Origin of the sequence: Microbulbifer sp. YPW1, assembly GCF_013367775.1 — a bacterium.
In the GTDB taxonomy this organism is placed as follows: Bacteria; Pseudomonadota; Gammaproteobacteria; order Pseudomonadales; family Cellvibrionaceae; genus Microbulbifer.
This window is the reverse complement of sequence record NZ_CP055157.1, coordinates 4,544,066-4,564,830: the sequence shown is the minus strand read 5'-3', so window position 1 is coordinate 4,564,830 and position 20,765 is coordinate 4,544,066. Positions and strand designations below refer to the sequence as shown.

Sequence of the window (20,765 nt, the reverse complement as noted above, 5' to 3'; positions counted from 1 at the left end):
TATCCGCCCCCGGTGACACCCGGGGGCCAGAAACTCACAGATTTAACAGGGTAATGAAATGAACAAGGTAGGATTCGTAGGCTGGCGCGGTATGGTCGGCTCCGTTTTGATGGGTCGCATGCTGGAAGAAAACGACTTTGCACATATTGCCGAGCCGGTATTTTTCTCCACGTCCAACGCCGGTGGTAAAGCGCCGGAGATTGGTAAAGAGGTTGCGCCGCTGAAAGACGCCTACGACCTCGACGCACTGGCCGAGCTGGATGCGGTCGTCAGCTGTCAGGGCGGTGACTACACCAAGGAAGTTTTCGGCAAGCTGCGCGAAAAAGGCTGGGATGGCTACTGGATCGACGCCGCCTCCAGCCTGCGCATGAATGACGACGCCATCATTGTGCTGGACCCGGTCAACCGCGACGTGATCGATCGCGGGATCGAATCCGGCGTGAAAAATTATATCGGCGGTAACTGCACCGTGAGCCTGATGCTGATGGGCCTGGGTGGCCTGTTCAAGGAAGGCCTGGTGGAGTGGGTTACTGCGCAGACCTATCAGGCGGCCAGCGGTTCCGGTGCCAAGCACATGCGTGAGCTGATCTCCCAGATGGGTAGTATTCGCGATGGTGTGGCTAGCGAGCTGGCAGACCCGGCGAGCGCGATTCTGGAGATTGACCGCAAGGTGGCCGAAAACATGCGCAGTGCTGACTTCCCCACCGCGCAATTCGGCGAGCCGCTGGCGGGCAGCCTGCTGCCGTGGATTGATACCCAGCTGGAGTCCGGCCAGAGCCGTGAAGAGTGGAAGGCCCAGGTGGAAGCGAACAAGATCCTCTCTACCGAGAGCACCGTACCGGTCGATGGCACCTGTGTGCGTATTGGCGCGATGCGCTGCCACAGCCAGGCGTTCACCGTGAAGCTGAAGAAGGACCTGCCGCTGGCGGAGATCGAGAAGATCATCGGTTCTGCCAATGACTGGGTAAAAGTGGTTCCCAACGACCGCGAAGTGACCCTGAAAGAGCTGACCCCGACTGCGGTCACCGGCAAGCTGGATATCCCGGTAGGCCGTCTGCGCAAGCTGAGCATGGGTGGTGAATATCTGAACGCATTCACCGTTGGCGACCAGCTGCTGTGGGGTGCCGCCGAGCCTCTGCGTCGTGTACTGCTGATTCTGCTGGGCAAACTGTAAGTCTCGTCGGGACTTTTTTGGCCCAATTCGTCGCCCCGGTCCCGGGGCGGCTTCCCCCCGCACTCTCCCTGAGTATAATCCCCCGCATTTTCAGGCTGTTTATTCGCCGAACTGGCGCAGAAGCAACCGAATCAGCTCATGAGAACTCAATATGACAGAATCCACCCGGGAACTGGTGATCGTAGGTGTTGGCAGCGCGCCGTTTGATGCGCTGTTGGAGATCCTGGAAGAGCGGGAGACAGTAACCCCCGCGCAGTTGAAGCTTATTGCGGGGGACGAGGCCGATGCGGATCCTCAGGTGTTTGCCAACCGCAGTGTGTCGGTGCAGCCACTGAAAGATTTTGTGTTTTCCCCGGAGCAGATCGTCTTGTTACTGTCGGCGGGTGAAATTGCAACCGCGGCACTGGCCAAGGCAGAGAGTGCTGGTGCCTGGGTAGTGGACGCCGCGGGGATCAGTCGCGGTGATGAGAGCGTTGACCTGGTGCATCCACTGCTCAATGCGACCACGCTGACGGCGCGTGACGAGCAGGACCGCAAAGTGATCGCGGTGCCCGGGCCCGGCGCAGCGATGATCGCGGAGGCGCTGTTCCCCCTCAAGGACCAGCTGCAGTCTGTTGAAATCGTGCTGAATCAGCCGGTGTCGGCACTGGGCAAAAGCAGTGTGGACGCGGCGGCGGCACAGACTGCACGCCTGTTCAACGGGCAGGAGCCTGAAGTGGATGAAGCGACCGGCCAACGCCTTGCGTTCAATCACCTCAGCTCTGCGGAAGCGTTGCTGGACAGCGGCCACAACTTCAGCGAGTTGGCACTGGTGCTGGAACTGCGTCGGTTGTTAGGTGATCAGGTGGCGCTGGATGCCACCATCAATACCGCATCCGTGTTTCACGGTCAGCTGGCCAACCTGAGTGTACAGCTGAATGCGGAGCAGCCATTGGAAACCGTGCGCGGATTGCTTACCAATGGTGCGCGTTTGGAAATGCGCGAGCGCCCCTCGGCACAGGATGCGGTGGGTAGTGACAATACCTTGCTGGGGCGGTTGCGCAGCGGCCTGATTAACCCGAGGCAGGTCGTTTTTTGTGCGGCATCCGACAATTTGCGCAAAGACGTCGCAATTAACTGTGTACTGATTGTCCACTTGTTGCTAAAAACCCATTGATATTTAATACTTAGCGGCCTTTCTGAAGGTTTCTTCTTAACTTTGCCCGCACTCGGGCACCGGCAACGCTTGGGGGCAAGCTCGGAGAAAGTGGGGAGAAGCTGGATAGGCCAAGTCTTTTTCGGGGGGCGACTCTTTCGTTGGAGAGTTTCGCTGGAGAGTAGAGCCTGGTGTCTCAGCACTGGTTCTTGTGAATAATTTTTGTGCAGAACGATGGCTGCACAGACCTGGTGCCTGCCTGCCCTTTGGGTGTTTTTTATGCAGGTTCCGGTGAGATTCTAACAATAAAGGGAATCGGATATGCGTGTGCAAAAGCTGGCACTAGCGGTAGGTCTGGTCAGCGCACTGGGTGGCAACGGGGCTCTGGCGCTCGGTCTGGGTGAGATCAAACTGAACTCGACCCTCAACCAACCTCTCAATGCGGAAATCAAACTGCTGCAGACGCGCGGCCTTGGTGAAAGTGAAATCAAGGTGCGCCTGGCCAGCTCGGAAGACTTTGACCGTGCTGGTGTTGATCGCGCCTACCTGCTCGACGAGCTGCGCTTTGAAGTGGACTACTCCAGTGGCCAGCCCGTTGTCCGAATCTCCAGCCGCACGCCGATCCGTGAACCATTCCTTAATTTCCTGGTAGAGACCCGCTGGCCCAGTGGCCGACTGCTGCGGGAATATACCCTGTTGATGGACCTGCCGGCCTTCTCCACCAATACCGCCTCCCAGCCTGTGCGTGCCGCCGAGCGCGAGCGCCAGCAGGTGCGCCGTGAAGCGCCGGTGCAGAAACCGCTGCAACCCATGGTGCAGCGCGCACCGGAGCCGGTGCAGGCACCTGTCGAACAGCCGGCAAGCGAACCCGAAGCACCGCAGGAAACCGTTGCCGCTGAGCCGCAGCAGCCAACTTACGAGGCGCCTGCGGAAGAGCCGATTGAATTCCAGTCCGAGACGACTGCCGATAGCGGTAGCCGCGTGTACGGGCCGGTGGAAGCGAACAAAACCCTGTGGGAAATCGCCCGCGACAGCCGCGAGTCCCGCGATCTCTCCGTCCAGCAGACCATGCTGGCGATTCAGCGCCTCAACCCCGAAGCGTTCATCAACAACAATATCAATCTGCTGAAGAAAGGCTCGGTACTGCGCCTGCCTACCGCAGATGAAGTGCGCAACCTGTCCTTGACCGAAGCGGTCTCCCAGGTGGCCACCCAGAACGACGCCTGGCGCGAGCGCGTGGGCACCGCGGATGTTACCGGCGCGCCGCTGGATGGTCGTGCCGCGGCAGAAGAAGCTGTTGAAAGCGATGTGCTGGAAGGCCGCGTATCCCTTGCCGCCCCTGGCGACAACGAATCCGTATTGTCTGGCTCTGGCAGCGGTACTGGTGAGAGCGAAGCCCTTGAGGGTGAGCTGGCGGTTACCGAGGAAGAGCTCGACAAGTCCCGTCTGGAAAATACCGAGCTGCAGGATCGTATCGGAGAGCTGAACGAGCAGATCGATACCATGGAGCGCCTGGTCGAGGTCTCCAATGACGAGCTGCAGGCGGTGCAGGCTGCAGCAGAGCAGACGGCAGATGCATCTGAATCCGGCGAAGTAACCTCTGACCTTATCGATGGAGAGGCAGACGCAGAGCTGGAAGGCTTTGCCGCCGAAACTGGTGAGCAGACCGGCGAAGATGTGCTGGGTGATGTTGCGGAAGAAACTGCCGATATTGATGCGGTAACCGAGTCCGAGCCGGATACTGTTGAGGCCCCTGTAGCGGCGGCCGAAGAAGTCGCTGAAGAAGATACTACCCGTAACCGTGTAGTGGTACAGACCCGTCCCGAACCCACCATCATGGAGCGGGTGATGGACAATATCGTGCCGATCGGTATTGGCGCGGGTGCGCTGCTGGTGGGCCTGTTTGGCTTCTTTACCTGGCGTCGTCGCAAGGAAGAAGAGGAGGCCATCCGCCAGGTCGAGGCAGAAATGGCTGCCGAGCGCGAGCTGGCGGCAGCACCGGAAATCGGCGAGATGGATGACAATCTCAGCGCCGTGGAAGAGCTCGAATCCAACGAAAGCTTCGACCTGGACCAGCTGGGAGAAGTTGAAACCGACGATCCGGTAGCGGAAGCGGAAATCCACCTCTCTCTGGGCCAGTACCAGGAAGCGGAATCCAAATTGCTGGCGGGCCTTAAGAGCGCGCCGGAAAATATCGATGCACGCCTGATGCTGCTGGAGGCTTATGCGCACCAGCAGAAAGGCGCGGAGTTCGATGATCACTATCGCCAGTTGCTTGGATATAGCGATGGACCGGCTGCAGACCGCGCCGCGCGCCTGCGCGAGACCATCGCTGGTATCGGCCCGTTTGAAGCGCCTGAAAACAGCTTCTCCAGTGAATCCCTGGAAGCGGCGCAGCTCGACGATATGGGTGCGGAGTTCGATAGCGAAGCGAGCTTTGGCGACCTCGAGGAATTCTCTGCAGACCAGACTGTTGTCGCTGCGAATACGGATACCAAGGGTGACGAGGACGATTTCGGCCTGCTCGACGACCTGTCCCTGGACCTGGATGACAGCAGTGACAACCTGAATGCAGGTACTGAAGCTGCCGACGAAGACAGCTTCTCTCTGGATCTTGACCTGGGTGATGACCTCGAAAGCGATCTGTCTGCAGTACAATCCGAGACTGACGCGACTGCTGCAGAAGAACCGACATTCGATCTTGAGCTGGATTCCGGCTTTGAGTCCGATACCGGCAGTACTGCCGAAGAGGACAACTTCGATCTCGACGACCTGATGGCGGATGGCGACCTGGATCTGGACAGCCTCGACAGCCTGGATCTGGATTCCGATTTCAGTGTGGATGCGTCCGCCGAAGGCGGTGCCCTGGAGCAGTCGGATTCCATCGCGGTTGACTCGCAGAATGCGACTGCGGAAGCGGTAGAAAACAGCGGTCTCGAGTTCGACCTTGACCTGACACCGATGGAAGACGGTGACGACCTCGATTCGGGTGAGACAGCTGTGCAGTCCACTGCTGCTGATGCATCTGAGGGCGAGCTGGACAGTTTCTCGGATGACCTGGGCGGTGATAATGATTTTGACAGCCTGGACCTGGACTCCATCGATCTCGGTGAGCTGGATCTCGACAGTGGCGACCTGGATTTCGATAACGGTAACTTCGCCACTGACGCGTCCACCGATTTCGAGCTGGAAGGTGATCTCGCTGTAGCCGAAGAGCCTGTAGCCAAGTCCGAGCCCGCCCAATCCGGCGCGCAAAGTTCTGCCGAAGACGCGGAGCTGGGAGATCTGAACTTTAATCTGGAGAGCGATCTGGATTCCGAGCTCAACCTGCTGGAAGGGAGTGACGAGGTCACCACCAAGCTGGAGCTGGCCCAGGCCTATCTGGATATGGGAGACAAAGACGGCGCGCGGGAAATCCTGGGTGAAGTGGTAGAAGAGGCTGCCGGTGAGCACCAGCAGCGCGCCAAGGATATGCTCGAGCGTATTGGTTAATCCCGCTGTCGATTTTTCACGCTATCTACAGCGACAACACTTTGACCCCGCCACGCGCGGGGTCTTTCTTTTTCCGGGAAGACATACTGCCGGTAGCTGAGGGCGAATACGGGCGCCGCGGCTTGCCTGTGCGGAGTTCTGGTAAGCGATGAACAGGATTTACGAATACAAGCCAAACGGAGAAGTGCCGCCGGGGGAGTCCCTGCCCGAGGGGGTGCGACGGGTAGCCCTGGGCATAGAATATTGTGGCACCCGGCTGCGCGGCTTCCAGAAGCAGAAGCACGACCCGCAGACAGTGCAGGAAACCCTCGAGAAAGCGTTATCCAGGGTGGCGGCTGAGCCGGTTACCCTGGTATGTGCCGGGCGTACGGATGCCGGCGTGCACGCCACCGGTCAGGTGATCCATTTCGATACCCGCGCCCAGCGCCCTACCAAGGCGTGGGTGCAGGGGGTCAACACCCAGATGCCATTTGATGTGCGTGTGCAGTGGGCGCAGGAAATGCCGCCCCAGTTTCACGCGCGGTTTTCCGCCCGCAACCGGACCTATCGCTACCTGATCCACAGTGCTCCCACCCGTTCCGCCCAGGCCACCAGTGAGGTGACCTGGACCGAGCGCACCCAGGATCTCGCGGCCATGCGTGCCGGCGCCCAGCATCTTATCGGTGAGCACGACTTCAGCAGTTTCCGTGCGGCACAGTGTCAGGCCAAATCTCCCGTGCGCCGCCTTACCCGGCTCGACATCGGCAGGGTGGGGCAGCTGATTGTTCTGGAGATCAGCGCTACGGCTTTCCTGCACCACATGGTGCGCAATATTGCCGGCGTCTTGATGGCCGTGGGAAGAGGGGATCGCGATCCCGCCTGGGTGCGCGATGTGCTCGAGGCGCGGGACCGGAGCGCCGCCGGGGTAACCGCGCCACCCTATGGTCTCTATCTGGTGGATGTACGCTACCCGGATGAGTTTACGATGCCGGTGCGCGAGCCCGGTCCGCTGCTGGTACCCTTGCCGTTGGGCACCATCGGTGGCGACGGATCCGCCTGAATTGATCGACTGCCGCGTTTCGCCTAATCCCCTGATCTGCTAGTATCGCTGGCTCTCCGATATTTCTCTGCTGCCAGCGCCCCGGATAGATGGCGGTCTACACCTTGGCAGTATCAGCGGTGTATGGATTATGCGCGTAAAGATCTGCGGAATTACCAGTGTCGAAGATGCCCGCCTCGCGGTAGATGCCGGCGCCGATGCGCTCGGTCTTGTCTTCTATCCGCCCAGTCCGCGCAATGTAACCCCGCAGCAGGCCGCAGAAATCGCTCGGGCCGTGTCCCCGTTTGTGGTACTTACCGGCCTGTTTGTCGATGCCCACCCCAAGCAGGTGGAGACGGTGCTGGATCAGGTGCCGCTCAACCTGTTGCAGTTCCACGGCAGTGAAAACGCCCCTTATTGTCGCCAGTTCCACCGCCCCTATATCAAGGCGTTGCGGATGAAGCCCGAGCTGGACCCGCTGGAGGCGATGGCGGCGTTCCCCGATGCCCGGGGCATTCTGCTGGATGCCTATCGCAAGGGAGTCCCCGGCGGTACCGGAGATACGTTCGACTGGCAGCGTGTTCCCGCGGACAGTGGCCGTCAGATCATTCTCGCCGGCGGCCTGAACCCGGGCAATGTGGCCCAGGCGATTGCTGTCGCCAGCCCTCACGCGGTGGATGTCAGTGGTGGCGTCGAAGCGTCACCGGGACGAAAAGATGCCGCAAAAGTGCACGAATTTATCCGTGCCGCCCGCGCAGCCCAGAGCGGCAGCGCCCGCAGTACAGAATTGACACAAGGAGTTTGAGCAGTGAGTAAACCCGCATCCCCCGTCGACTATGGGGCTTTTCCGGATGCCAAAGGGCATTTCGGGGAATTTGGTGGGCGCTTTGTATCGGAAACCCTGATCAGCGCTCTCGATGAATTGCAGGAAATGTACCAGCGCCTGAAAAACGATCCCGAGTTTCAGGCCGCTTTTGACTACGACCTGGCCCACTATGTCGGACGTCCGTCCCCGCTGTATCTGGCGGAGCGGTTGACCGCGGAGGCGGGCGGCGCACGTATCTGGCTCAAGCGTGAAGATCTCAACCACACCGGTGCCCACAAGGTAAACAATACCGTGGGGCAGGCGCTGCTTGCCAAGCACAGCGGCAAACGCCGGGTGATTGCCGAGACAGGTGCCGGTCAGCACGGGGTGGCCACGGCCACTGTCGCAGCCCGTTTGGGGCTCAAGTGCGCGGTTTACATGGGTGCGGAAGACGTCAAGCGCCAGTCCCCGAATGTCTATCGCATGAAGCTGCTGGGCGCGGAAGTGATTCCGGTGGAGTCCGGCTCCAAGACCCTGAAGGACGCCATGAACGAAGCCATGCGCGACTGGGTCACCAATGTGGACGATACCTTCTACATCATCGGTACCGTGGCTGGCCCGCATCCCTATCCGCAGCTGGTGCGGGATTTCAATTCCGTGATCGGTCGCGAGGCGCGTCGTCAGAGCCTGGAGCAATTTGGCCAGCTGCCGGACGCATTGGTAGCTTGTGTGGGTGGCGGTTCTAACGCCATCGGCCTGTTCCACCCGTTCCTCAGCGACGAAGCGGTAAAAATGTACGGTGTTGAAGCCGGTGGTGATGGCCTGGAAACCGGGCGTCATGCGGCACCGCTGAATGATGGTGTTCCCGGTGTTCTGCACGGCAATCGCACCTACCTGATGGAGGACGAGGACGGCCAGATCATCGAGACCCATTCAGTCTCTGCGGGGCTGGACTACCCAGGGGTCGGGCCAGAACACGCCTGGCTGCGGGACATTGGTCGTGTGGAATATGTGACGGCCAATGACGACGAAGCCCTGGCGGCATTCCGTACCCTGACCCGCAGCGAGGGCATCCTGCCCGCGCTGGAGTCGAGCCATGCGGTGGCCTATGCCCTTAAGCTGGCGGCAACCATGTCACCCGAGCAGAATATCGTTGTGAACCTGTCCGGTCGCGGCGACAAGGATATATTCACTGTGGCCGCCATCGACGGCATAGAAGTGTAGGGAGTGACACGGTGACAGAAGAACAGAACAGAATCGACCGTCGCTTTGCCAAGCTGCGCGGTGAAGGGCGCAAGGCGCTGGTGACCTATATTGTTGCCGGTGATGGCGGTCTGGAAAACACCGTAGGCCTGATGCATCAGCTGGTTGCCAGCGGCTCTGACCTGATTGAATTGGGGGTGCCTTTTTCCGATCCCATGGCCGAAGGGCCGGTGATCCAGAAAGGCCACGAGCGTGCGCTGGAGCACAAGGCTTCCCTGCGTAAATGCCTGGCGTTGGTGCAGGAGTTTCGCACCCGGGATGCGGACACTCCGGTGATCCTGATGGGGTATGCCAATCCTATCGTCAAAATGGGCTTCGAGGCATTTGCCGACAACATGCGTGAGGCCGGTGTGGACGGCGCGCTTACCGTCGACCTGCCGGCGGAAGAGGCGGGGCCTCTCAACGAGCTGCTCAAGGCGCGCAACCTGCGCAACATCTTCCTGCTTACACCCACGACTAGCGATCAGCGCATCGCCGAGATAACCCGTCTCGCCAGTGGTTTTGTCTACTATGTATCCCTGAAAGGCGTCACCGGGGCCGGCCATCTGGATCTGGATTCCGTGCGCGAAAACCTGGCGCGTATCCGTCGCCACACCGACCTGCCTTTGTGCGTCGGCTTTGGTATCAAGGACGGTGCCTCCGCCAAGGCGGTGAGTGCTGATGGCGACGGTGCGGTAGTGGGTAGTGTGCTGGTGTCTGCTGTGGGTGAGTCTGCCGATGGTGCGGCGGCCAAGGATCGCGTTGGCGCCCTGGTATCGGAAATGCGGACTGCGCTGGATAACTGAGGCTCCAGTGCATATTGGCCAGAAAGCCTGATTCGGCGGCTTATCTGGCCAAGAGCAATTTTTTTGAAAGTGGTTTAATTCGCGGTTTTAGAATTGCCGGTCATTTAAGCTATGCCTCTATCCCGGGGCTGGTGTCCCGGCAAGTTAAATTCTGCAAGCATCGGATTTTGGAAACAGAATGAGCTGGTTAGAAAAAATTGTTCCCTCGGTCATTCGTACCGAGCGTCGTGCCGGTGCCAGCAAGGTGCCGGAAGGGGTGTGGAAAAAGTGCGTGAAGTGCGATTCCACCCTTTACCTGCCGGAGCTGGAGCGCAACCTGGACGTATGTCCGAAGTGCGAACACCATTTCCGTATCGGTGCCCGCCGTCGCCTGGATATGTTCCTGGATACGGAGCACCGTGAAGAGCTGGCTACCGATGTAGAGCCGGTGGATCGTCTGAAGTTCAAGGACGTCAAAAAGTACAAGGATCGCCTGACCCAGGCCCAGAAAGCGACCGGTGAAAAAGATGCACTGGTTGCCATGCAGGGCCTTCTCGAGGGCAAACCGGTTGTTGCCGTTGCGTTTGAATTTGCTTTCCACGGCGGCTCTATGGGCTATGTCGTAGGAGAAAAGTTCACCCGTGCTGCGCAACGCGCGCTGGAAGAAAACATTCCGCTGGTTTGTTTCTCTGCGACCGGCGGCGCGCGCATGCAGGAGGCGCTGATCTCGCTGATGCAGATGGCGAAGACTTCGGCGGTGCTGGAAAAGATGCGCATGGCGGGCGTGCCCTACATCTCGATCATGACAGATCCGGTGTACGGTGGGGTTTCTGCCTCTCTGGCGCTGCTGGGCGACATCAATGCCGCAGAGCCCGGTGCCCGCGCTGGCTTTGCCGGCCCGAATATCATTGAGCAAACCATTCGCCAGAAGCTGCCAAAGGGCTTCCAGCGCGCCGAGTTTCTGCTGGAGCACGGTGCCATCGACATGATTATTCCGCGCAAGGACATGCGCAACACGGTCGGTCGCCTGCTGGGTAAGCTCACCAATAACTGATCCCGGCCGAATCCATCCTGAGATCCCGGTAGCCGGTGTTGTTATAACGCCGCTACCGGGGTTGCTTCCCCAGTCCTTCCCCGGGCTTTGTAAATCATCTCTGTTTCCCTTTCTTCTTCCCGACTAAAATCCCCACACCAGACTAACAACCGGTGACCCGATGCGAGACCTTCAATCCTGGCTTTCACGCCTGGAGCAATTGCACCCCTCTGAAATTGAACTGGGACTGGAGCGGGTTTCTTCCGTTGCCGGCGCGCTCGATGTGCAGGTGCCCGCGCGGCGCGTGTTTACTGTAGCCGGTACCAATGGCAAAGGCAGTTGCGTGCGCACCATGGAAGCGCTGTTGCGTGCCGGGGATCATTCGGTAGGGGCGTACAGCTCACCGCATCTGCTGCGGTTTAACGAGCGGATTCGGATCAATGGGCAAGAAGTAGAAGATGCGCAATTGATCGCCGCATTCGAGGCGGTGGAGCAGGCGCGCGGCGAGACCAGCCTGACGTATTTCGAGTTCACCACGCTTGCGGCCTTCTGGTTGTTCAAGCAGGCAGATGTGGAGTTTGCGCTGCTGGAAGTGGGGCTCGGTGGCAGGCTGGATGCGGTGAATCTGGTGGACCCGGATGTCGCAATCATCACCAGTGTGGCGGTGGATCACGAAGCCTGGCTGGGGAGTGATCGGGAGGTGATCGGACGCGAGAAGGCAGGGATTCTGCGGGCGGGCAAGACATTCGTGTGCGCGGATCCGCGACCACCGGCCTCTGTCATCGATGTGTCGGGCAAGCTGGGGTGTGACAGTTATTTTATCGACCGGCATTTTTCCCTGGTGGATGGCGCTTATCGGCTGGAGGCCGAACCCGAACTGGTGCTCGGACTGCCCGAGTTGCGGCTGCCGCCGGCGAGTGTGGCGGCAGCGATTACCGCGCTGGCCGTGGCGGGTGCACTGCCCGGGGCGGACCAGGTATGTGCAACCCTGGAGCAGCTGCAGATGCCGGGGCGCTGTCAGGCGCTCACCATGCGCGGGCGTAATCTGGTGTTGGATGTCGGGCATAACCCGGCGGCGGCCGAGTATCTGGCCAGCTGGCTGAAGCAGCATCCTGTGCCGGGACGGACACTGGCACTCTTCGCGGCCATGGCAGACAAGGACCTGGCAGGTCTGCTGGCGCCACTCAGGTCCTCCATTGACCACTGGTATCCGGCACTGTTGCCGGATAACCCGCGGGCCGCGGGCGCGGAGCAGATTGAGGCGGCGCTGGCCGCTGCGGCTGTCCCGGCAGAGCAGGTTTCTACCCCGAGTATGGCGGTGAAGTCCCAGCTGGAGCGTGCTTTCGGAGAGTTGGGTGAGGACGACAGGTTGCTTGTATTCGGTTCTTTCTTTACCGTTGCAGAGGTACTCCAGCTCACAAGAGAACAACAAGATGCCCAGCCGGAATAGTGATTCGGACTCTTATTCCCCGGAAAACCGGCGCGCTTCACGCCGCCTGAATGACGGGGTCAAGCAGCGCATTGTGGGGGCGCTGGTACTGGCTGCACTGGCGGTCATCTTTCTGCCGACCCTGTTTGACCGTGAGGGCGCGCGCTATATCGACGTGACCAGTCAGATCCCTCCCGCTCCGGATATCAAGCCGATTGCCATTGCCGAGCCAGAGCCCGTTGCCGATGTGGAACCGGCCCCCCCGGTAAACGAGGTGTTTCAGCCGGAGTTTGTCGAGCCGAAATCCCCCGCGCCGGATCCAGAGTCCGTCTCCCTGAAGGCGGAACCGGAAGCCAAGCCGCAAGCCCAGACAAAAACCGAGGCAAAAGTGGCCGCGGTTGAGCCCAAACCCAAGCCGGAAGTGAAGTCGGAATCCGCGAGCGCGGTGCAGCTACCGGCGGAGAAAACCCAGCTGGACGACCAGGGCCTGCCGGAGGGTTGGGTAGTTCAGGTGGCGGCCTATAAAGAGGCTGCCGGTGCCGAGCGGATGCGGAAAAAACTGATGGACGCCGGTTTCCGCGCTTACACCCGTTCGGTGGACACTGCCAAAGGACGTTTTGTGCGGGTATTTGTCGGGCCCAAGCTAAGCCGGGTGGATGCCCAGTCGGATAAACAGAAGCTCGACAAGCTGCTCAAGACCGAGACCCTGGTTCTGCGCTATCGGGCGTGATACCGCGCCCCTGTTAACCACACTACGCTTACCGTTCTGTATTCGAAGCCGGCCTGCAGGTGTTATTTGACGTGATTGACCGGACAGTTCAGTAAGTTCCTGCCCCCTGTCCGCGGATTAACTTCGCGGGATTCGGTGAACTGCTTCACGGGCCCCGGTCGGTAAGTTAGAATGCGCGCTCTTCGCGGCAGCCGCCGCGTAGCAGGTAGGGTTGAATGAACTGGGCTGACTGGACCATTCTGGCAATCGTTGCCATCTCCACGCTGATCGGCTTGAGCCGAGGCTTCGTGCGCGAAGTCTTGTCGCTACTCACCTGGGTGGCTGCATTCGTGGTGGCAATGATGTTTCGCGACCAGCTGGCGCCACTGCTCTCCAACCTTGTCGATACACCTTCGCTGCAGGCCATCGCCGCCTTTGCCATCCTGTTCATATTCACCCTGTTGGCCGGAGCCGGCCTGAACATGACCCTGTCTGCCTTTGTAGAGGCCACCGGCCTTTCCGGCACGGATCGGGTATTGGGGATGGTATTTGGATTGTTTCGCGGCTGCATCATTGTGATGGCGCTGTTGATCTTCGCCCCGGCGCTGGCGCCGGTCAACGAAGACAGCTGGTGGCAGGAATCGACCTTGATACCGCATTTTCTAGAATTTGAGGATCGCGCGCGCGAAGCGGCTGGCGCGATCAAGGATTTCTTCGCAGGGCAACTTGATTGATCGCTGGGCTGCAGGATGCGGCACAGGGGCACCATGACCATTTCGAAATGACTGGGGTTATCTGAAGTATGTGTGGCATCGTTGGAATCGTCGGTAAAAGTGACGTCAATCTGCAGTTGTACGACGCGCTTACCCTGTTGCAGCACCGGGGCCAGGATGCCGCGGGTATCGTCACCTGTGATGGTGACCGCCTGAATCAGCAGAAGGCAAATGGCCTGGTGCGCGACGTGTTCCGCGCGCGCCATATGCAGCGCCTGACAGGCAACTTTGGCATTGGCCATGTGCGCTATCCCACCGCCGGCAGCTCCGGCCCCGCACTCGCCCAGCCGTTTTACGTCAACTCCCCCTACGGCATCGCCATGGCCCACAATGGCAACCTCACCAACGTCACCGAGGTGAAGGAAGCGATCTTCCAGCAGGACCTGCGCCACATCAACACCGACTCGGATTCCGAAGTGCTGTTGAATGTGTTCGCCCACGAACTGCACAAGCAGCACAAACTCCAGCCCAAGGCAGAAGACATCTTCACGGCCATGCGTGCAGTGCACAAGCGTGTGCGCGGTGGTTACGCCTGTGTGGCAATGATTGTCGGCTACGGTGTTGTTGCATTCCGCGATCCGAACGGCATCCGTCCGCTGGTTTACGGCAAGCGCGAGACCGACAAGGGCACCGAGTACATGGTGGCCTCTGAGTCCGTGGCACTGGATGTACTGGGTTACACCCTGGTGCGCGACGTGGCGCCGGGTGAATGTATCTATATCGAGCTGGATGGCACCGTGCACTCCGAACAGTGTGCGGAAGATCCGCAGCTGCGTCCGTGTATTTTTGAGCACGTGTACTTCGCCCGTCCGGACTCCATCATGGACGGCGTTTCTGTACACAAGGCGCGTCTGCGTCAGGGCGAGCACCTGGCGGAAAAGATTCTGCGCGAACGCCCGGACCACGATATCGACGTGGTAATCCCGATTCCAGACTCTTCCCGTTCTGCCGGCCAGATGGTTGCACACCGTCTGGGTGTGAAGTTCCGTGAGGGTATGGTGAAGAACCGCTATATCGGCCGTACTTTTATCATGCCGGGCCAGAAACAGCGCAAGAAGTCTGTGCGCCAGAAGCTGAACCCGATCGAGCTGGAGTTCCGCGGCAAGAATGTGTTGCTGGTGGACGACTCTATTGTGCGCGGCACTACCTGTAAGCAGATTATCCAGATGGCCCGTGAGGCGGGTGCTGCGAAGGTATACTTTGCGTCGGCGGCGCCGGCGGTGAAGTACCCGAATGTTTACGGTATCGATATGCCGTCTGCGACTGAGCTGGTTGCGCACAACCGCACTACTGAAGAGGTGTGCGAGGAAATTGGTGCGGACTGGCTGGTTTATCAGGACCTTGATGAGCTGATCGTTTCGTCTTCTGACGGTAACCATGACATCAAGGAATTTGATTGCGCGGTATTCGATGGCAAGTACATCACTGGTGATGTCACTGAAGAATATCTCGACAGTCTGCATGCTGCGCGTAACGACAACGCGAAGACGGGCAAGGGCAACGAAAGCTCTTTGTAAAAAGTAGTTTTTCTGCAGTCTCATCGCTCCTTCGGCCCACCATAGTGTGGGCCGAAGTGTTTTTATCCGATGAGAAGGTGTCTCACAAACAACCATCGGTAGCGGCGCCGCCACCGAACTATCTACGAAGCTCCCTGATTCGTGCCTCTTGGCTTTCGGTCTGCCAAAACTGCCTTGATGGGGTAAGATTACCGGTCCAACTATTTCTAACCCGGGACGGTTAATCCATGTTTGAAGACGACGGCTACGCACTGGAAACTCTGGCGGTACGTGCAGGCCAGAGCCGGTCGGCGGAAGGCGAGCACTCCGAATCCATTTACGCCACCTCCAGTTACGTCTTTCCCTCAGCGGCAGAAGCCGCCGCGCGCTTTTCCGGGGAATCACCCGGCAACGTCTACTCGCGCTACACCAACCCCACCGTGCGCATGTTCGAACAGCGCATCTCCGCCATGGAAGGAGGGGAGGCCGCCGTCGCGACATCCAGCGGCATGGCCGCCATCCTCAGCCTGTGCATGGCACTGCTGAAAAGCGGTGACAAAGTCATCTGCTCGCGCAGTGTGTTCGGTACCACCACCGCACTGTTCACCCGTTACATGATCAAGTTCGGCGTCAAGGTCACCTTCGTAGACCTCACCGATTTCCAGGCCTGGAAAGACGCACTGGATGGCGACACCAAACTGCTGTTTATGGAAACGCCCTCCAATCCGCTGTGTGAAGTGGCAGATATCCGTGCCATGGCGGATCTCGCCCACAGCGCCGGCGCCCAACTGGTGGTCGACAACTGCTTCTGTACACCGGCACTGCAACGCCCGCTGGAACTGGGTGCAGATATTGTTGTGCACTCCGCTACCAAATTCCTGGATGGCCAGGGCCGTTGTGTGGGTGGTGTGGTTGTCGGGCCCAAAGCCGTGATGGACGAGATCGTCATTTTCCTGCGTACCTGTGGCCCCAGCATGAGCCCGTTCAACGCGTGGGTTTTTCTCAAGGGGCTGGAAACTCTGAAGCTGCGTATGCAGGCCCACTGCACCAGCGCACTGGATGTGGCCTGGTGGCTGAAAGAGCAGCCGCAGGTGGAGAAGGTCAACTACGTCGGTCTCCCCAGCCACCCCAATCACCAGCTGGCCGCGGCCCAGCAATCCGGTTTCGGCGCGGTGTTCAGCTTTACCGTCAAGGGTGATCGCGAGGCCGCGTGGCAGGTGATCGATGCGTGCAAGATCTTCTCGGTTACCGCCAACCTGGGTGACGCGAAAAGTACCATCGTCCATCCGGCCACCACGACACACGGTCGCCTGAGCGAAGAAGACAAGGCCAGGGCCGGGATCAGTGAAAACCTGATCCGGATCTCGGTAGGACTCGAGAATGTGGAAGATTTGAAAGCCGATCTGGCGCGAGGCTTGTCGACCCTCGCATAATCCGGTCACAATGGCGCGGAATGTGACATGATGAATGGCCTCGTTAACTGCGAGGCCTATCATTAATGGCTAGTGAAGAAAAACTGAGCAGTAATGGATTTGCCGTGCAAAAAATCATTTCCGCGATTGTTGCCGATATCGGCAAGGTCCTTCTGGGTAAAGAGCATCAGGTAAAACTGGCTTTGGCCTGCCTGCTGGCCCGCGGGCACCTGTTGATCGAAGACCTGCCCGGTATGGGCAAAACCACATTGGCGCACGCGTTGGCACAGGTCCTCGGCCTCAGCTACAAGCGCGTCCAGTTCACCAGCGATATGCTGCCCGCCGATATTCTCGGCGTGAGTATTTTCGAGCGCGACTCCGGTCAGTTCCGCTTCCACGAAGGCCCTGTTTTCAGCCAGTTGCTGCTTGCTGATGAGATCAACCGCAGCTCTCCCAAAACCCAGAGTGCGCTGCTTGAAGCCATGGAAGAGCGTCAGGTCAGTATCGACGGCGAAACCCGCGCGTTGCCCGAGCCCTTTTTCGTCATCGCCACCCAGAATCCACTGCAGCAATCCGGTACTTTCGTATTGCCGGAATCCCAGCTCGACCGCTTTCTGATGCGTATCAGCCTCGGATACCCCACTCGTGAGGCCGAGCGCGCGCTGTTTCAGGGTGTTGACCCGCGCGCACAACTTGCCCAGCTCGAACCCCGTATCAACAGCGAAGGGCTGCGCAAGCTGCAGTCCCTGGTGGGGCAGGTAAAGGCATCCGAGTCCCTGCTCGATTATCTGGAGCGCCTGGTGCTGCACAGTCGTCAGAGCCCCGAATGTGCGGTGGGCCTTTCCCCGCGTGGGGCCCTGGCCCTGCTGCATGCGGCCCGCGCCTGGGCCCTTATCCATAACCGCGGCCACCTGCTGCCGGAAGACCTTCAGGCCGTATTGCCCGCCGTTGCAGGTCACCGCCTGCAGACGGATGGCACCGACGGCACACAGCTGGTGGAACGCATGATGCACCAGGTGGACATCATCGCCGCCTGAGGCCCTCGACGTGCTCGAAAAACGCTTTGCAAACAGCAGCGACACACCCGCGGAAACCGGCCAAACGGCAATTCGGCCGCTGTTCCGCGCGCGCTGGTTGCGCTGGCTGGACCGCCGACTGCCCGCCGCCCGCCGGGTTACCCTGGATCACCGCAAACTCTTCGTACTGCCCACCGGCGCAGGCATGGGATTCCTGCTGGTAATTTTCCTGTTGTGGCTGCTCGGCACCAATTACGAAAACAACCTCGTGTTTGCTGTCGCATTCCTGCTGGTAGGGTTGTTTGTGGTGCTGCCGGTGCACACCTTTGCCAACCTGTCCGGTCTGGAACTGCAGCTGTTGGATACAGAGCCCGCGTTTGCCGGCGATTTCGGGCGGGCCAGGATGGCTTTGCGCAAGACCGGCAAGCGCAGCCACGAGCGCGTGCGCCTGGCGTGGCCACCGGAGGAAGGCATTATTGCCGACGTCATTGAAAGCGATGCCCGTGAGGTCCACCTCGATCTCCCACTGCTACAGCGGGGGCGTGTGCGCGCACCGCGGATCTATGTACACAGCCGTTTTCCACTCGGGCTGTTCACCTGCTGGAGTTGGGTTGATCTGGATGTGGAGTTCCTGGTGTATCCGCAACCCAGGCCCGCTGGACCACTGCCTTTCGGCGCCAGTGTGGGGGAGGGTGAGCAGCTGCAGTCCTTTGCCCGCAGTGGTGAAGACTTTGCCGGACTGAAAAATTATCAGCCGGGGGACTCCCTGCGGCATGTGGCTTGGAAGCAGTACGCCGGGGGGCGCGACCTCTACAGTAAGGAATACGCCTCCGGCAGCGATCAGCATCTGTGGCTGGACTGGGACCTGCTGGGAGGCCGAGATGTGGAAACCCGCCTCAGCAACCTCTGTGCCTGGGTGCTGGAGGCGGATCGCGCGCAGGTCCCCTACGGCTTGCGTATCCCCGGGCAGACCATAGCGCCCGACCTTGGCACCGCGCACCGGCAGCAGGTACTCACTCGCCTGGCGTTGTTCCCGGTTCAGGGGGTCAGTCAATGAGCGGGGGTGTCAGTCAGCTGGAATCACTGCTGCCGCGGGAGAGCCTGCTATGGATTTTTGCCGCGCAGCTGGTGGTACTCCTGCCGCATTCTGCACACTTGCCTCTTTGGCTGCTAGGTGGCTGGTGCCTTGCCGTTTACTGGCGCCTGGAAGTGTTTCGCGGGCGGCGCGAGATGCCCGGGCGGATGGTCAAGCTACTGGCGGTCTCCCTGGCGCTGGCCGGCCTGGTGCTCACTTACCGGCGCTGGTTTGCCCTGGAGCCCATGGTGGCGCTTCTGGCGGTATCTTTTACCTTAAAAAATATCGAGCTGGTGAGTCGACGGGACGCCCTGCTGAGCCTGCTGCTGGCGTATTTCCTCGCCGCCACCCTGTTCGTGTTTGAGCAGACGATTCCCTATGCGCTGTACGGCATTCTGTGTGTTGTGATCATCACTGCTGCGCTGATCGCGCAGCAGGGTCTTGGCAGTGCGCGCCCGGGCAGGGCGCTGGGATTGTCGGCCAAGCTGCTGGCGCAGGCGATGCCGGTGATGCTGGTGCTGTTTGTAGTGGTGCCGCGCCTCGGCCCCTTGTGGGCGGTGCCTCAGAACAGTAACTCGGCGAGTACCGGCATCAGTGACTCCATGAGCCCCGGGGACCTGAGCGAATTGTCCAAGTCCGCCAAGCCGGCCCTGCGCATCAGTTTTGACGGCCCCGTGCCGCCGCCGGAGCAGCGCTACTGGCGGGGGTTGGTATATACCCACTTCGACGGCCGCAGCTGGAGTGAGCCCGGCGCTGATAGGGGTGGACTCTATTGGGGGCGCTCGGGGCAGGGTAACCGCGGTCATGGGCGCAGCCTCCGGGGCGAGGATACCGACGCCAGTGAGCGACCACTTCCCGCAGTGGGGCCGCGCTACCGTTACCAGGTTATTCAGGAGCCCAGCAACTCTCCCTGGTTGTTCGCCCTGGCCCGGCCGCATTCGGAGACCCGCGGCGTGCGCGAAACTGGTGACGATACCCTGGTGTACAAGACACCGGTGGCAAGCAGGCTCGCCTACGATGTGCGCTCCTGGCCTCGCGATAATACGGGTAGCGATCGGCTGGACGCGCTGGAGCGACGCAGTCATCTGCAGTTGCCCGCACAGGGCAATCCCCGGGCTCGGGCCTGGGCTCGGGCCCGGCGCGATGAAGGTTTGAGTGCCGAGGCCATTTCCGACGCCTTGCTGAATCTCTACAACCGCCGTTTCACCTACACCCTGCGGCCACCCACTCTGGGTGGCGACAGTGTGGATGAATTCCTGTTTGCCACCCGCGAGGGTTTCTGTGAGCACTTTGCCAGTAGTTACGTCTTTACCATGCGTGCGGCTGGGGTTCCGGCCCGTGTAGTGGCTGGTTATCAGGGCGGCGAGTGGGTGGAGCAGGAGGAATATTTGCTGGTGCGCCAGTACGATGCCCACGCTTGGGCGGAAATCTGGCTGCCGGCACGGGGCTGGGTGCGAGTGGATCCGACGGCGGCGGTCGCACCGGAGCGGATTCGCGATGGTCTGCAGAGTGCTGCCGCTGACGAATTTATGCAGGATTCGCTGGTTCCTCTGCACAAATTCGCGTTTGTCTCCCGGCTGCGGTTGCAGTGGGACATGGTCAACTATCGCTGGTACAAGACGGTAGTGAGTTTCGATAGTGAGCGGCAGCAGGGATTACTGCGAAGAATACTGGGGGAGGTTTCTCCCTTGCGGATGGCATTGTTTATCGGGTTGCCCATGCTGCTGGCGCTGCTGTGTTTATTCGTGTGGCTGAAGCTATCCAGCCGCGGCCCGGCACTGCCAACTAGTAGCCGGCTGTATCTGCGCTTCTGCCAGCGCATGGCCGGTGCCGGGCTGGCGCGCAATCCCGGTGAAACCCCCGGGGATTACGCCCGCAGGATCGAGCGCGAATTGCCGCGCCTCGGTCCGATGGCCGCGCGCATTACCAGCGCGTACGAAAAAGCTGCCTATGGGGATGACGAGCAAGCGGAAAAACAGTTGCGGCGTCTGCTGCGGACTTTCTGGCCTCTGCGCCTGGCCCGGGGGACCCTGCGGCACACTGACAGCCCCACAGAAGGTCAATCTGTGGGACAATAGCGCCCCCTCGGGTGGGCGCTGGTGCCCGCCCGAACTGCGCCGGGAGCAGCGCCGGATTGTGGCTGGGAACGCAATCCAGTCCTCCGGTGGCAG

Annotated in this window: 16 protein-coding genes; all 16 read left to right on the top strand. The window is 60.2% G+C overall.

Features of this window, described 5'->3' with window-relative positions; all coding sequences use genetic code 11:
• Positions 1-58: 58 nt before the first annotated feature.
• The 16 genes from asd to HUW35_RS18565 all read left to right on the top strand — a co-directional run bounded on the left by asd (position 59) and on the right by HUW35_RS18565 (position 20,672).
• On the top strand, positions 59-1,174 hold the full coding sequence (asd, locus tag HUW35_RS18640) for an aspartate-semialdehyde dehydrogenase (RefSeq protein WP_181253691.1): 1,116 nt from the start codon (positions 59-61) through the stop codon (positions 1,172-1,174).
• Positions 1,175-1,325: 151 nt separating this feature from the next.
• Positions 1,326-2,330 (top strand): Asd/ArgC dimerization domain-containing protein, encoded by a 1,005-nt coding sequence (locus HUW35_RS18635; RefSeq protein ID WP_181253690.1) that lies wholly within the window; start codon positions 1,326-1,328, stop codon positions 2,328-2,330.
• A 300-nt stretch (positions 2,331-2,630) separates the two neighbouring features.
• Positions 2,631-5,801 carry a FimV/HubP family polar landmark protein gene (locus tag HUW35_RS18630; protein WP_181253689.1) on the top strand — a complete coding sequence of 1,057 codons (3,171 nt, stop codon included), beginning with the start codon at positions 2,631-2,633 and terminating at the stop codon, positions 5,799-5,801.
• A 148-nt stretch (positions 5,802-5,949) separates the two neighbouring features.
• A complete protein-coding gene (gene truA / locus HUW35_RS18625) occupies positions 5,950-6,840 on the top strand; it encodes a tRNA pseudouridine(38-40) synthase TruA (RefSeq protein WP_181253688.1) in 891 nt (296 codons plus the stop codon).
• 130 nt (positions 6,841-6,970) lie between these two features.
• Entirely contained in the window at positions 6,971-7,624 is a 654-nt protein-coding gene (locus HUW35_RS18620) for a phosphoribosylanthranilate isomerase (RefSeq protein WP_181253687.1), read from the top strand.
• Positions 7,625-7,627: 3 nt separating this feature from the next.
• Positions 7,628-8,848, top strand: coding sequence for a tryptophan synthase subunit beta (gene trpB / locus HUW35_RS18615; protein WP_181253686.1), 1,221 nt, complete (start codon positions 7,628-7,630; stop codon positions 8,846-8,848).
• A gap of 11 nt (positions 8,849-8,859) precedes the next feature.
• Positions 8,860-9,672, top strand: coding sequence for a tryptophan synthase subunit alpha (gene trpA / locus HUW35_RS18610; protein WP_181253685.1), 813 nt, complete (start codon positions 8,860-8,862; stop codon positions 9,670-9,672).
• Between the two features lie 178 nt (positions 9,673-9,850).
• On the top strand, positions 9,851-10,705 hold the full coding sequence (gene accD, locus HUW35_RS18605) for an acetyl-CoA carboxylase, carboxyltransferase subunit beta (protein ID WP_181253684.1): 855 nt from the start codon (positions 9,851-9,853) through the stop codon (positions 10,703-10,705).
• A 160-nt stretch (positions 10,706-10,865) separates the two neighbouring features.
• On the top strand, positions 10,866-12,134 hold the full coding sequence (gene folC, locus HUW35_RS18600; RefSeq protein WP_181253683.1) for a bifunctional tetrahydrofolate synthase/dihydrofolate synthase: 1,269 nt from the start codon (positions 10,866-10,868) through the stop codon (positions 12,132-12,134).
• The gene (locus HUW35_RS18595; protein WP_181253682.1) at positions 12,118-12,843 is read left to right on the top strand and encodes an SPOR domain-containing protein; all 726 of its coding nucleotides are present in this window, start codon (positions 12,118-12,120) and stop codon (positions 12,841-12,843) included. Before folC ends, HUW35_RS18595 begins: the two co-directional genes overlap by 17 nt.
• A 215-nt stretch (positions 12,844-13,058) precedes the next feature.
• Entirely contained in the window at positions 13,059-13,556 is a 498-nt protein-coding gene (locus HUW35_RS18590) for a CvpA family protein (protein WP_078083264.1), read from the top strand.
• Between the two features lie 68 nt (positions 13,557-13,624).
• Entirely contained in the window at positions 13,625-15,112 is a 1,488-nt protein-coding gene (gene purF / locus HUW35_RS18585) for an amidophosphoribosyltransferase (protein ID WP_181253681.1), read from the top strand.
• Positions 15,113-15,339: 227 nt separating this feature from the next.
• Positions 15,340-16,524 carry an O-succinylhomoserine sulfhydrylase gene (locus HUW35_RS18580; protein WP_181253680.1) on the top strand — a complete coding sequence of 395 codons (1,185 nt, stop codon included), beginning with the start codon at positions 15,340-15,342 and terminating at the stop codon, positions 16,522-16,524.
• A 104-nt stretch (positions 16,525-16,628) separates the two neighbouring features.
• Positions 16,629-17,540, top strand: coding sequence for a MoxR family ATPase (locus tag HUW35_RS18575; RefSeq protein ID WP_181255797.1), 912 nt, complete (start codon positions 16,629-16,631; stop codon positions 17,538-17,540).
• A gap of 10 nt (positions 17,541-17,550) precedes the next feature.
• The gene (locus tag HUW35_RS18570; RefSeq protein ID WP_255463386.1) at positions 17,551-18,576 is read left to right on the top strand and encodes a DUF58 domain-containing protein; all 1,026 of its coding nucleotides are present in this window, start codon (positions 17,551-17,553) and stop codon (positions 18,574-18,576) included.
• Positions 18,573-20,672, top strand: coding sequence for a DUF3488 and transglutaminase-like domain-containing protein (locus tag HUW35_RS18565; protein WP_181253679.1), 2,100 nt, complete (start codon positions 18,573-18,575; stop codon positions 20,670-20,672). Before HUW35_RS18570 ends, HUW35_RS18565 begins: the two co-directional genes overlap by 4 nt.
• The last annotated feature ends 93 nt before the right edge of the window (positions 20,673-20,765 follow it).